Origin of the sequence: Actinacidiphila glaucinigra (assembly GCF_900188405.1) — a bacterium.
Classification (GTDB): Bacteria; Actinomycetota; Actinomycetes; order Streptomycetales; family Streptomycetaceae; genus Actinacidiphila; species Actinacidiphila glaucinigra.
Genome location: NZ_FZOF01000012.1, coordinates 44,571 through 57,007 on the forward strand (window position 1 = coordinate 44,571; position 12,437 = coordinate 57,007).

The following is a 12,437-nucleotide window of genomic DNA, read 5'->3' on the forward strand; positions in this document are numbered from 1 at the left end:
CCCTTTATCCTGACGACCATGCTGACCATCACCCGTGCCCTGCACGACGCACTCGTCGCCCACGCGCGCGCCGACCACCCGGACGAGGCCTGCGGAGTGATCGCGGGACCGGCCGGCGGCGGCCTGCCCGAACGGCACATTCCGATGCTCAACGCGGCCCGCTCGCCCACGTTCTACGAGTTCGACTCCACCGACCTGCTGAGGCTCTACCGCGAACTCGACGACCGCGACGAGGAGCCGGTGGTCATCTACCACTCCCACACCGCCACCGAGGCCTACCCCTCGCGCACCGACATCTCCTACGCCAACGAGCCCGGCGCCCACTACGTGCTGGTCTCCACCGCCGACACCGACGACGCCGGCCCCTTCCAGTTCCGCTCGTTCCGCATCCTGGACGGCGAGGTCACCGAGGAGCCCGTCGAGATCGTCGACTCCTACATCTGAGACGTCACGGTCCGCATCCTGGGACGCCCATCTCTGGAGCCCCGGGGGAATCGATACGATGACCCCATGGTTTCCCTCGACGTGAGCGACAAGGCGCCGGGCACGCTGCTCGTGGCGCGGCTGCACGTCGACCTGTGCCGCCTCGCCAGCGCGGCATGTCCGTGCGCCTGAGCACCGTCAGCCCGCGCCACCCCGCCTTTCCGCCGTACTCACGCACCCCTTGGAGCCGACGCATGGCCATCGAGGTCCGCATCCCGACCATCCTCCGCACCTACACCGACGGCGCCAAGGCCGTCGAAGGCAGCGGCAGCACCCTCGACGAACTCCTCGCCGACCTCGACACCCGCCACACCGGCATCCGCGAGCGCATCGTCGACGCCGGCGAACTGCGGCGCTTCGTGAACGTCTACCTCAACGACGAGGACGTCCGCTTCCTCGACGGCATCACCACCAAGCTCACCGACGGCGACAGCGTCACCATCCTCCCGGCCGTCGCGGGCGGCAGCGGTCTGCCGGCCGACCGCGTCGGCGGGCGCTGATGCGGTACGACAGCCCGCTGGCAGCCGTCGGCAACACCCCGCTGGTACGGCTGCCGCGCCTGTCCCCCTCCGCCGAGGTCTCCGTCTGGGCCAAGCTGGAGGACCGCAACCCCACCGGCTCCGTCAAGGACCGCCCGGCCCTGCACATGATCGAGCAGGCCGAGCGCGCCGGACGCCTCACCCCCGGCTGCACGATCCTGGAGCCCACCTCCGGCAACACCGGCATCTCCCTCGCCATGGCGGCCAGGCTCAAGGGCTACCGCATGGTCTGCGTCATGCCCGAGAACACCTCGTCCGAGCGGCGCGAGCTGCTCGCGATGTGGGGCGCCGAGATCATCCCCTCCCCGGCCGCCGGCGGCTCCAACACCGCCGTCCGCGTCGCCAAGGAACTGGCCGCCGAGCACCCCGACTGGGTGATGCTCTACCAGTACGGCAACCCGGACAACGCCGGCGCCCACTACGCCGGCACCGGACCCGAGATCCTCGCCGACCTCCCCTCCGTCACCCACTTCGTCGCCGGACTCGGCACCACCGGCACCCTCATGGGCGTCGGCCGCTACCTGCGCGAGAAGGTCCCCGGCGTGCAGATCGTCGCCGCCGAGCCCCGCTACGACGACCTCGTCTACGGACTGCGCAACCTCGACGAGGGCTTCATCCCCGAGCTCTACGACGAGTCCGTCCTCACCACCCGCTTCTCCGTCGGCTCCGAGGACGCCGTCCGCCGCACCCGCGAACTGCTCCAGCAGGAGGGCATCTTCGCGGGCGTCTCCACCGGAGCCGCCCTGCACGCCGCCCTCGGCGTGGCCCGCAAGGCCGAACGTGCCGGAGAACACGCCGACATCGTGTTCGTCGTCGCCGACGGCGGCTGGAAGTACCTGTCGACCGGCATCTACACCGCCGAGTCGACCGAGGCGGCCGTCGCCGCCCTGCACGGCCAGCTCTGGGCCTGAGCCCCCACCCACGGCGCCCTCGCCCCGTCGGACTTCCGGCGGCGAGGGCGCCGTACTGGTGATTCCGCCCACAACGGGGCTCCGCGGAGGAGCAGGCACACGCCGTGCGCCTTACGCTCAAGAGCACATGGCGGGTCGCTCCCGCCCCTCCCCCCTCCCCCTGTGGAGCGGGGGCGTCGTGGCGCGCCCCACCGCAAGACCCCCGGAACAATCCACGGAGGTTTCTGCACATGAAGCTCACCGTCGTCGGCTGCTCGGGTTCGTTCCCATCCGCGGAATCGGCCTGCTCGAGCTACCTCATCGAGGCCGACGGCTTCAGGCTGCTCCTCGACATGGGCAACGGTGCCCTCGGCGAGCTGCAGCGCCACTGCGGTCTCTACGACCTCGACGCCATCCTGCTCAGCCATCTGCACGCCGACCACTGCATCGACATGTGCGGGTACTTCGTCGCGCGCTACTACCGGCACGAGGGCGGCCCCGCCCACGCCATCCCCGTCTACGGGCCCGAGGGCACCGAGCGGCGGCTGGCCAGCGCGTACGGGGACGTGCCCGACGAGAAGTGCATGAGCGAGGTCTTCGACTTCCGCACCCTCGAACCCGGCACCTTCCGCCTCGGCCCCTTCACCATCACCGCGGACGTCGTCAGCCACCCCGTCGAGGCGTACGGCTTCCGTGTCGAGCACGGCGGTCGCGCCATCACCTATTCGGGTGACACCGGTCCCTGTGACGCGCTGCAGAGCCTCACCGAGGGCACCGACCTCTTCCTGTGCGAGTCCTCCTTCACGTACGGCAAGGAGGACATCCCCGATCTGCACCTCAACGGCCGCGAGGCCGGCCAGTACGCGGACCGCGCGGGCGCCGGGCGCCTGGTGCTCACCCACATCCCGCCGTGGACCGACCCGGGGATCGCCCTCGAGCACGCCCGCGAGGTCTACGACGGCCCGGTCGAGGTGGCGAAGGCCGGCGCGGTCTACGAGGTCTGACCGTCCGCCCCCCTCCCCGAGCAGCACGAAGCCCCCGGAACCAGGTGGTTCCGGGGGCTTCGGCGTGTGCTCCGCCGGGCGCTACGCCTTGACGAGGTCCTCGTTCTCCTCCTCGGGCTCGCGGCCCGGGGTGGGGAGGTTGAACTTGGTGATCGCGAAGCGGAAGACCACGTAGTAGATCACCGAGAAGACGAGTCCGATCGGGATGATCAGCCACGGCTTGGTCGACAGGTTCCAGTTCAGGGCGTAGTCGATGGCGCCGGCCGAGAACGTGAAGCCTGTATGCACCCCGAAGGCCCAGGTCACCGCCATGGAGACAGCCGTCAGCACCGCGTGGATCGCGTACAGCAGCGGCGCGATGAACATGAAGGAGAACTCGATCGGCTCGGTGACACCGGTGACGAAGGAGGTCAGCGCGAGCGAGAGCATCATGCCCATGACGGCCTTGCGGCGCTCCGGACGGGCCGTGTGGGCGATGGCCAGGGCGGCGGCGGGCAGGCCGAACATCATGATCGGGAAGAAGCCGGTCATGAACTGTCCGGCCTGAGGGTCACCGGCGAAGAAACGGGTCAGGTCGCCATGGACGACGGTGCCCGCGGAGTTGGTGAAGTCACCCAGCTGGAACCAGGCCACCGAGTTCACGAACTGGTGCATGCCGACGGGGATCAGGCCACGGTTGATCAGGCCGAACAGCGCAGCGCCGAAGGAGCCGAGGTCGGTCATCCACTCGCCGAAGTTGCTGATGCCCTCGCCGATGGGCTCCCACACCAGACCGAAGAAGACGCCGACCAGGACGCCGACGAACGCCATGATGATCGGCACCAGCCGGCGGCCGTTGAAGAAGCCGAGCCAGTCCACCAGCCGCTTGCGGTGGTAGCGCTGCCACAGGACGGCAGACAGCAGGCCCATGATGATGCCGCCGAGGACGCCGGGATTGTTGTACGTCGCGGCTATGTCCGCGCCTGCCTGGACCTTGGCCTCGGTGACAGGGAAGGCCTTGAGCACGTTGCTGTAGACCAGGAAGCCGACCAGCGCCGCGAGCGCGGTCGAGCCGTCGGCCTTCTTGGCGAAGCCGATCGCGACGCCGATGCAGAACAGCAGCGGCAGATTGTCGAACACGGCGCCGCCGGCGGTCGCGAACACCGATGCGACCTTGTCCCAGCCGAGGCCGTCCGCGCCGAACACGTCAGGCTGGCCGAGACGGAGCAGAATGCCCGCCGCCGGCAGGACGGCGATCGGCAGCTGCAGGCTGCGGCCGACCTTCTGCAGGCCCTGGAAAAGGCCGGAGCCCCGCTTCTTCGCTGCGGGGGCCGCCGATGCGGTGGCGGTTGTCATGGGGGGTCCTCCTGGTCTAAACCACCGAGTGGTGTAGACCAGTATTAACATGTAAGCAACGCGTCAAGGAAAGCTTCCTCCGGTGTGGTCTAGACCACAATCCCGAGCGTGGCGCTCCGGCTACGCCTTGAGGTTGTCCCGTTCCATCCCCTCCGCGACCTCCTCCGGCTCGCGCCCCGGCGTCGCCAGGTCGAACCTGGTGATCACGAACCGGAAGAGCACGTAGTACACCGCCGCGAAGACCAGACCGATCGGGACGATCAGCCACGGCTTCGTCGCCAGGTTCCAGTTGATGACGTAGTCGATCAGCCCCGCCGAGAACGTGAACCCGTCGTGCACGCCGAGGCCCCACGTCACCGCCATGGACACCCCGGCCAGCACCGCGTGGATCGCGTACAGCGCCGGCGCGATGAAGAGGAACGAGTACTCGATCGGCTCGGTGATGCCCGTCACGAACGAGGTCAGCGCCACCGACAGCATCAGCCCCCCGACCTCCTTGCGGCGGGACGGACGCGCGCAGTGCGTGATCGCCAGCGCCGCGGCCGGCAGGGCGAACATCATGATCGGGAAGAACCCCGAGGTGAACTGCCCGGCCGTCGGGTCGCCCTGCAGGAAGCGGTTGATGTCCCCGTGCACCACCGTCCCGTCCGGCTTGGTGAAACTGCCGAACTGGAACCACACGAAGACATTGAGGAACTGGTGCAGCCCCACCGTCAGCAGCGCCCGGTTCGCCACCCCGAAGATCCCCGCCCCGTACGAGCCGAGGTCCGTCAGCCACTGGCTGAACGCGGTGAGCCCCGCACCGATCGGCGGCCAGACGAACACGCACAGCACGGCGAAGACGATCGCGACGAACGCCATGACGATCGGCACCAGCCGGCGCCCGTTGAAGAAACCCAGCCAGTCCACCAGCTTCGTGCGGTGGTAGCGCTGCCAGAGGAAGGCGGTCAGCAGCCCGATCACGATCCCGCCGAACACCCCCGGGTTCTGGTACGCGGCCGGGGCCGCCGCCGCGGGCGTCCCCGGCGGGATGCACGCCCCGCTGATGGTGCTCGTCGCAAGGAAGGCCGTCCCCTTCGGACAGTCCTGCGGGAACTGGTGCAGCACCCCGTAGTAGACGAGGAAACCCGCCACCGCCGCCAGCGCCGTCGAGCCGTCCGCCTTCTTCGCCATCCCGATGGCGACACCCACCGCGAACAGCAGCGGCAGCCCCAGCGAACCGTCCAGCAGCGCGCCGCCGGCGCCGTCGAACACCTTCGCCACCGCGTTCCAGCCCAGGCCCTGGGGGCCGAAGACGTCGTCCTGGCCCAGCCGGTTCAAGATGCCCGCCGCCGGCAGCACCGCGATCGGCAGCTGCAGGCTGCGCCCCATCTTCTGCAGCCCCTGGAACAGCACGGAACCCCACGTCCGGCTCGGACGCGGGGCGGCCGCGGCGGCGTCCGAACCCATGGGAGCACCTCCCGGCAGGTAATGTGGTGTAGACCAGTTGCGGCGCGGCTGGGACACTCATGCATCCCCGCAAAACCGGTCCACCACTGCATTACGGTGTGAAATCGGACCGAACGGCCGAGACCAACCAGGAGTACAGATGGCCAGCAAGGCAGAGAAGATCGTCGCCGGGCTCGGCGGGCTCGACAACATCGAAGAGGTCGAGGGCTGCATCACCCGTCTCCGCACCGAGGTCAAGGACGCCTCACTCGTCGACGAGGCCGCGCTCAAGGCCGCCGGAGCCCACGGCGTCGTCAAGATGGGCACCGCCATCCAGGTCGTCATCGGCACCGACGCCGACCCCATCGCCGCCGACATCGAGGACATGATGTGACCCGGCACTGACCGCCGGACCACCCCCACCTCACCCGCAAGGGGCCCGTTCCCGAACCGGCACGGGCCCCGGTCCGCGCTACGACTAGGCTCGACGCCATGTCTCGTATCGACGGCCGCACCCCCGAAGAGCTCCGCCCCGTCACCATCCAGCGCGGCTGGAGCAAGCACGCCGAAGGATCCGTCCTCGTCTCCTTCGGCGACACCAAGGTCCTCTGCACCGCCTCCGTCACCGAGGGCGTCCCCCGCTGGCGCAAGGGCAGCGGCGAAGGCTGGGTCACCGCCGAGTACGCCATGCTGCCCCGTTCCACCAACACCCGCGGCGACCGCGAGTCCGTCCGCGGCAAGATCGGCGGCCGCACCCACGAGATCAGCCGCCTCATCGGCCGCTCCCTGCGCGCCGTCATCGACTACAAGGCACTCGGCGAGAACACCGTCGTCCTCGACTGCGACGTCCTCCAGGCCGACGGCGGCACCCGCACCGCCGCCATCACCGGCGCCTACGTCGCCCTCGCCGACGCCGTCACCTGGATGCACGGCCGCAAACTCGTCCGCGCCAAGGCCCAGCCCCTGAGCGGCACCGTCAGCGCCGTCAGCGTCGGCATCATCGACGGTATCCCCATGCTCGACCTCTGCTACGAGGAGGACGTCCGCGCGGAGACCGACATGAACGTCGTCTGCACCGGCGACGGCCGCTTCGTCGAGGTCCAGGGCACCGCCGAAGGCCAGCCCTTCGACCGCAAGGAACTGAACAACCTCCTCGACCTCGCCGTCGCCGGCTGCGCCGAACTCGACGCACTCCAGCGCGCCGCCCTCGCCGAACTCGAACAGATCGCCAAGGGCTGACTAAGAAAAGGTCTGCAAAGCGCAACTTCCGGACGGCGCGGTGCGTAAGTAAAGGTATGCACCCACGCACCCGCCGTCTCGCGGCGCTCGCCACCGCGGCCGCCCTCGGCACCACCGTCCTCATCGGCTGCAGCGCCGTCGACGCCGTCGACAAGGCCCTCGACTGCGCCAACGTCGCAGCCCAGGTCGCCACCGACGTCCAGAACCTGCAGAACGCCGTCAGCAACGCCGGCAACAGCCCGCAGGACGCCGCCAACGCCCTCGACCAGATCGCCGACGACCTCGCCGGCCTCGACGACAAGACCGGCAACGCCGACGTCAACACCGCCGTGGGCGACCTCCAGAAGGCCGTCGAGAACGCACAGAAGGCCGCCGAGAACGGCGACGTCCCCGACATCACCCCCGTCGCCGACGCCGCATCCGAACTCTCCAAGGTCTGCACCCCCGGCTGACGGGATAATCGGACCATGCCGCACACCCGCCTGGTCCTCGCCACCCGCAACGCCCACAAGGTCGCCGAACTCCACGCCATCCTGGCCGACGCCGGACTCGGCGTGGAGCTCGTCGGCGCCGACGCCTACCCCGAGATCCCCGACGTCCGCGAGACCGGCGTCACCTTCGCCGAGAACGCCCTCCTCAAGGCCCACGCCCTCGCCCAGGCCACCGGACTCCCCGCCGTCGCCGACGACTCCGGCCTCTGCGTTGACGTCCTCGGCGGCGCCCCCGGCATCTTCTCCGCCCGCTGGGCCGGCAAGCACGGCGACGACCGCGCCAACCTCGAACTCCTCCTCGCCCAGCTCTCCGACATCGACACCCCGCACCGCGCCGCCCACTTCATGTGCGCCGCCGCCCTCGCCCTCCCCGACGGCACCGAACGCGTCGTCGAGGGCCGCCTCCTGGGCACCCTCCGCTTCGAACCGCACGGCGCGAACGGCTTCGGCTACGACCCGATCCTCCAGCCGCTGGGCGAGTCCCGGACCTGCGCGGAACTCACCGCGGAGGAGAAGAACGCCATCAGCCACCGCGGGCTGGCCTTCCGGGCGCTGGTGCCGGTGGTGCGGGAACTGGTGGGGTGATACGACGAAGGGCCGCCGCGGAGTGTCTCCGCGGCGGCCCTTTCGCTGGTGCGGCCGGTGGGACTCGAACCCACATGGGATTTCTCCCAAGGGCACCTAAAACCCTCGCTTATACCATTCAGCAACGGCCGCAGGGCGCTAGCCATCCTAGCGGTCCCCCACGGCCATGGGCACGGGCATAACTTCTAGGCCTTGCGGCGGGGCCCACCCCGGCACCAGGTGTCCGTGATCGCGTGGCAGTTCGGGCAGAGCAGCCGCAGGTTCTCGGCGCGATTGTCGGTCCAGTCACCGTTGACGTGGTCGACCTCCAGCGTCATCGGCTTGCCGAGCCACTCGGTCCCGCTTCCGCACTCGGCGCATCGCTCGGGCACGCCGATTTCCCTCAGCGCCCGGCGGAGTACCAGAGCCCGGGTTCTTCCGGCTGACTCGTTCTTGACGAGCACCTCATAGGCCGGCCTTGGCCGAGCGGGCCCCGGTTTGCCGCGCGAATGAGCCTGGCCCAGAAAGTGGGCAGTGCTGATTCCGTCTTCTGTCATCCATGTGCGGAGTCTGGAACGGGCCGAGCTGCTGTCCGGGTGTCCGAGGAACCGCAGGGTTTCGGCGACGGAGTGCGACGCCGCCGCGGCTTCGGCCAGTCTTATGGACGACGGCCTCGGGGGAGCGCTGTTGCGACCGCGTGTCGGACGCGCGAAGTGCGAGACGTCGATCCCGAAATGCGCGAAGCGCTCGCGGAGGTAGCGGTGGAGCCGGTCGTACGGCGTCCGGCCGAGAAGGGCCACCACCTCCTCGATGGTGGAGCACTTCGAGGCGGCTTCCGCGAGGATTTCGCGGGTGTACGGAGCGCCGGACTCATCGCTTCCGCCTGTTCCTTCCGCGGTAGGTGTCCGTTGTCGAATGGCAGTTGGGGCAGAGGAAGCGAAGGTTCTCCAGGCGGTTGTCGCGCCAGTCGCCGTTGACGTGGTCGACCTCCAGCGGGAGCGGACGCCCGCGCCAGAGCGGGTCCATTCCGCACGACGCACAGCGTTCGAGCAGCCCTGCTCCGGTCATGGCACGCCGGAGGCGGTCGCTTTGGATGCGGCGTGCCGTGGCCGGGTCCTGCACGGTGAGGAGTTCCTCCGGCCTCAGCCGCCTGCGTGTGCGCGGAGTGCACGTGAAGTGCGAGGTGTCGATGCCGAAGGCACGCACGCGTCGGCTGATGTGGGTGTGCTGGCCGCCCACCACTTCGACCCCCAGATGACGCAGCACCTCGTTCATGTTGCTGCAGACAGCCACTGCCGCCGCGAGGACTTCCCTCGTCCAGCGGCCCTCGCGCTGGAAGTGCGAGGCATCCACACCCAGCCGTCTCATCCGGTCCCGGATGTAGCGCCGTGTCGGACTGTGCGGATCGAGCCCGAGTTTGGTCAGGGCCTCGGACAGCGTCCGTGACGACGCCGCCGCTTCGGCCAGCAGTTCACGGGTGTAGGGGCTTGCGGGCACTGATATCCCCCCATGCGATCGTGTGTTGCACTTTCGCACGTTTTAACGACCCGCTTGTACGACGGTTACGCCGTCCGGGATACGCCGAAGGGCGCCCGGCGTGTCGTGCCGGGCGCCCTTCGGTGTGAGCGGGGGAGGCTACGCGTCCTTGAGGGACTGGCGCTGGTGGCCGAGGCCGTCGATCTCGAGCTCGACGACGTCGCCGGCCCGGAGGTAGGGCTTGGGCTCGGGGCGGCCGAGGGCGACGCCCGCGGGGGTGCCGGTGTTGATGACGTCGCCGGGGTAGAGGGTCATGAACTGGCTGACGTAGCGAACGACTTCGGCGACCGGGAAGATCTGCTCGGCCGTGGTGCCGTCCTGCTTGAGGTCGCCGTTGACCCACAGCCGCAGGCCCAGCGCCTGGGGGTCGGGGATCTCGTCGGCGGTGACCAGCCAGGGGCCGAGGGGGTTGAAGGTCTCGCAGTTCTTGCCCTTGTCCCACTGGCCGCCGCGCTCGATCTGGAAGGCGCGTTCGGACACGTCGTGGGAGACGGCGTAGCCGGCCACGGCGGCGAGGGCTTCCGCCTCGTCGGCGGCGTAGCGCAGCTCGCGGCCGATGACGACGGCGAGTTCGACCTCCCAGTCGGTCTTGAGGCTGCCGCGGGGGACGAGGACGGTGTCGTCGGGGCCGACGACGGTGTCGGGGGCCTTCATGAAGAGGATGGGTTCCTCGGGGACGGCGGCGCCGGTCTCGCGGGCGTGGTCGTGGTAGTTGAGGCCGATGCAGACGATCTTGCCGATGCGGCCGAGCGGGGGGCCGACGCGCAGGTCCGCGCCGTCGAGGGCGGGGAGGGTGCCGTCGGCGGCCGCGGTGCGGATGCGGGTGAGTGCGTCCGTGTCGGCGAGCAGGGGGCCGTCGATGTCGGGGGTGAGGGCGGACAGGTCGCGCAGGGTGCCGTCCTGGTCGAGCAGGGCCGGGCGTTCGGCTCCGGCGGGGCCGACTCGCAGCAGCTTCACAAGACTCTCCGGGTGTGGTCGGGGGGTGGCGGTGGTCATGGCCGTGGTCAGGTGTGTGGTCATGTCCGATGGGGGCGGTCATCGGAGGTCTTGGTTGATCCTCCAGCGGCGGGGGTGGCGTTCGCAACCCCTTGACCATGGTGTGGACGGTGGAGCCAGGCGCGTTCGGCGGCGGTCCAGGCGGTGGAGGTGGCGATGTAGAGCCCGGCCGCCGGGGGGACGATCGCGGCGGTGATCAGGGTGCCGAAGGAGAGCAGCGGGAGGTGCTTGGCGAGGCCCTCGGCGTCGGGGGCGGCCTTGCGGGCGCGGCGGTAGGTCCAGCAGGCGACGGCGGCGACCACGACGAGGACCGCGGCGTGCAGGGCGCCGGCCTCGGCGTCGGCGATCCGGGCGGTGGAGGAGGCGTGGTACAGCACGAAGAAGGCGGGGAGCTGGAGGAGGGTCGGCAGGATGCCGGCGAAGGGGGAGGAGCCTTCCCGGGTGTGGAGGCCGGTGAGGGCGCGCTGGAGTTCCCGGGGGTCGTGCGCGTGCTTGCGGCGCAGTTCGGCGACGCGTGGGGCGAGGGCGGCGCGGGCCTTCTCGCCGCGGGCGGCCGCGCGGGCGAGGGGGTGGAGGGCGAGGCGTACGAGGAGGGTGACGAGGACGATCGCGGCGGCGGGTGCGGCGGCGTGTCCGGTGAGGGGGGCGAGTGTGTCGGTGAGGCTGAGCAGGGCGTGCGTGAACACGGACATGGGGGTGGGACCCTCCGCGGGTGTCGTCGTGCCGGTGGGGGTGGGCGCGGCGTGACGGGGCGCGGTGGGGCAGCGGGTGCCGGGGTGCGGTGGCGGTGGCGTTGCCCCTAGGCGGCCGTCGGGAGGGGACGGCCGGGGGCCCTGGGGCGTGGGCGGCCGGAGGCGTCGGGATCGCGCTGGGGGAGGAAGGCGGTGCGGTGTTCGCGGTCGCGCAGCGCGGTGCGGACGCGTCCGCGGGGTACGGGGGCCGCGGTGGCCGCGAGGCGGAGGGCGCTGCCGACCAGGAGGGCGACGGCGGCGGTGGTCGCGGCGGCGGCGACGGCGGCGGTGAGGCCGGTGTGGGTGAGCAGGAGGCCGGTGAGCAGCAGCAGGAGCGCGGTGCCGTGCAGGCGTGCGGCTGCGGCGGTGCTGCGGATCACGCGGGCTGCTCCTTTCGTTCGTTCCGCTGGGGATGACGAACGGGGGGTCAGCGTGGTTCCGCGGCGGCGAGTCCGCCCCAGACGACGAGGCGGTGGGTGGAGGTGAATTCGGGGGTGCAGGTGGTGAGGGTGATGTAGTGGCCGGGGCCGGTCATGTGGCGGCGGGGGTGGACGGTGCTGTGGGGGACGGGGGCGATGACGGTGCCGTCGGCGGGGGTGGTGCGGGGGACGGTCTGCCGGACGACGTAGGTGTAGCGCGTGGTGGCGGTCTCGACGACGAGGGTGTCTCCGGGGCGGAGCCGGTCGATGCGGCGGAAGGGTTCGCCGTGGGTGTTGCGGTGGCCGGCGAGGGCGAAGTTGCCGGGTTGTCCGGGCTGGGCGGTGTGGGGGTAGTGGCCGGCGTATCCGCGGTTGAGGACCTTGGCGCGGCTGATGCCTTCGGCGATGGGGGCGGTGACGCCGATGCGGGGGATGCGGAGGACGGCGTAGGCCTGGGAGGGCCGTGGCGTGCTGGTGAGGGTGCGGCCGGTGGTGCGGGAGTGGTTGCCGGGGGCGGGGACGGGGGCGCCGTCGGCCGCTGATTGGTCCGATGTCTCGGGGGTGGGGGCGGCGGGGGTGCCGGCGCGGTCCCATTGGCGTTCCAGGGTGGTCACCCGGTCCGTGGCGGCGGCGTGCGCCTGCAGATTGGTCCACCACAGCTGGTGGGCGACGAGCAGCAGCAGGACGGCGCCGAGGGTGAGGGCGGCTTCGCCGGCGCCCCACAGCGCGCGTCCCTGCCAGCGCAGTGGGGCGGGGGTGCGGGTGGGCATGCCGGCACGGTA

Annotated in this window: 17 protein-coding genes and 1 tRNA gene; 9 read left to right on the forward strand and 9 right to left on the reverse strand. The window is 70.6% G+C overall.

The window, feature by feature from the left end; genetic code table 11:
• Positions 1–18: 18 nt before the first annotated feature.
• The 5 genes from CHF15_RS23350 (at position 19) to CHF15_RS23365 (ending at position 2,916) form a co-directional block, all read left to right on the forward strand.
• On the forward strand, positions 19–444 hold the full coding sequence (locus CHF15_RS23350; protein WP_089225823.1) for a M67 family metallopeptidase: 426 nt from the start codon (positions 19–21) through the stop codon (positions 442–444).
• A 66-nt stretch (positions 445–510) separates the two neighbouring features.
• Complete coding sequence (locus CHF15_RS46595) at positions 511–615, forward strand: putative leader peptide (protein ID WP_322975702.1); 105 nt, start codon at positions 511–513, stop codon at positions 613–615.
• A 62-nt stretch (positions 616–677) separates the two neighbouring features.
• Positions 678–983, forward strand: coding sequence for a MoaD/ThiS family protein (locus CHF15_RS23355; RefSeq protein WP_089225824.1), 306 nt, complete (start codon positions 678–680; stop codon positions 981–983).
• Positions 983–1,933 (forward strand): PLP-dependent cysteine synthase family protein, encoded by a 951-nt coding sequence (locus tag CHF15_RS23360; RefSeq protein ID WP_089225825.1) that lies wholly within the window; start codon positions 983–985, stop codon positions 1,931–1,933. The genes CHF15_RS23355 and CHF15_RS23360 overlap by 1 nt, the downstream gene beginning before the upstream one ends.
• A gap of 230 nt (positions 1,934–2,163) precedes the next feature.
• Complete coding sequence (locus CHF15_RS23365) at positions 2,164–2,916, forward strand: MBL fold metallo-hydrolase (RefSeq protein ID WP_089225826.1); 753 nt, start codon at positions 2,164–2,166, stop codon at positions 2,914–2,916.
• 81 nt (positions 2,917–2,997) lie between these two features.
• Here the strand turns inward: CHF15_RS23365 and CHF15_RS23370 are convergent, their stop codons facing one another.
• Together CHF15_RS23370 and CHF15_RS23375 are read right to left on the reverse strand one after the other, a co-directional pair.
• Positions 2,998–4,251 carry a PTS transporter subunit EIIC gene (locus CHF15_RS23370; RefSeq protein WP_089225827.1) on the reverse strand — a complete coding sequence of 418 codons (1,254 nt, stop codon included), beginning with the start codon at positions 4,249–4,251 and terminating at the stop codon, positions 2,998–3,000.
• Between the two features lie 120 nt (positions 4,252–4,371).
• The gene (locus CHF15_RS23375) at positions 4,372–5,700 is read right to left on the reverse strand and encodes a PTS transporter subunit EIIC (protein ID WP_089225828.1); all 1,329 of its coding nucleotides are present in this window, start codon (positions 5,698–5,700) and stop codon (positions 4,372–4,374) included.
• A gap of 139 nt (positions 5,701–5,839) precedes the next feature.
• Here CHF15_RS23375 and CHF15_RS23380 point away from each other — a divergent pair, with 139 nt between their 5' ends.
• The 4 genes from CHF15_RS23380 to rdgB all read left to right on the forward strand — a co-directional run bounded on the left by CHF15_RS23380 (position 5,840) and on the right by rdgB (position 7,994).
• A complete protein-coding gene (locus CHF15_RS23380) occupies positions 5,840–6,073 on the forward strand; it encodes a glucose PTS transporter subunit EIIB (RefSeq protein WP_018564026.1) in 234 nt (77 codons plus the stop codon).
• A gap of 98 nt (positions 6,074–6,171) precedes the next feature.
• Entirely contained in the window at positions 6,172–6,918 is a 747-nt protein-coding gene (rph, locus tag CHF15_RS23385; RefSeq protein WP_089225829.1) for a ribonuclease PH, read from the forward strand.
• 56 nt (positions 6,919–6,974) lie between these two features.
• Positions 6,975–7,370 (forward strand): hypothetical protein, encoded by a 396-nt coding sequence (locus CHF15_RS23390; protein WP_089225830.1) that lies wholly within the window; start codon positions 6,975–6,977, stop codon positions 7,368–7,370.
• A 15-nt stretch (positions 7,371–7,385) separates the two neighbouring features.
• Positions 7,386–7,994 carry an RdgB/HAM1 family non-canonical purine NTP pyrophosphatase gene (gene rdgB / locus CHF15_RS23395; RefSeq protein WP_089225831.1) on the forward strand — a complete coding sequence of 203 codons (609 nt, stop codon included), beginning with the start codon at positions 7,386–7,388 and terminating at the stop codon, positions 7,992–7,994.
• A 46-nt stretch (positions 7,995–8,040) separates the two neighbouring features.
• Here rdgB and CHF15_RS23400 read toward each other — a convergent pair.
• From CHF15_RS23400 to CHF15_RS23430, 7 genes are all read right to left on the reverse strand, one after another.
• Positions 8,041–8,126: transfer RNA gene (locus CHF15_RS23400), tRNA-Leu, on the reverse strand.
• A gap of 53 nt (positions 8,127–8,179) precedes the next feature.
• Positions 8,180–8,365 carry an HNH endonuclease gene (locus CHF15_RS46600; protein WP_322975703.1) on the reverse strand — a complete coding sequence of 62 codons (186 nt, stop codon included), beginning with the start codon at positions 8,363–8,365 and terminating at the stop codon, positions 8,180–8,182.
• A 478-nt stretch (positions 8,366–8,843) separates the two neighbouring features.
• Positions 8,844–9,470 (reverse strand): HNH endonuclease signature motif containing protein, encoded by a 627-nt coding sequence (locus tag CHF15_RS23410; RefSeq protein WP_089225832.1) that lies wholly within the window; start codon positions 9,468–9,470, stop codon positions 8,844–8,846.
• A 138-nt stretch (positions 9,471–9,608) separates the two neighbouring features.
• On the reverse strand, positions 9,609–10,466 hold the full coding sequence (locus CHF15_RS23415) for a fumarylacetoacetate hydrolase family protein (protein WP_089225833.1): 858 nt from the start codon (positions 10,464–10,466) through the stop codon (positions 9,609–9,611).
• Positions 10,467–10,525: 59 nt separating this feature from the next.
• Positions 10,526–11,197, reverse strand: a complete 672-nt coding sequence (locus CHF15_RS23420; protein ID WP_089225834.1) for a YidC/Oxa1 family membrane protein insertase — start codon at positions 11,195–11,197, stop codon at positions 10,526–10,528.
• A gap of 107 nt (positions 11,198–11,304) precedes the next feature.
• Entirely contained in the window at positions 11,305–11,616 is a 312-nt protein-coding gene (locus CHF15_RS23425; RefSeq protein WP_375821286.1) for a DUF6412 domain-containing protein, read from the reverse strand.
• Positions 11,617–11,663: 47 nt separating this feature from the next.
• Positions 11,664–12,425, reverse strand: coding sequence for a class E sortase (locus CHF15_RS23430; protein WP_089225835.1), 762 nt, complete (start codon positions 12,423–12,425; stop codon positions 11,664–11,666).
• Positions 12,426–12,437 lie beyond the last annotated feature (12 nt).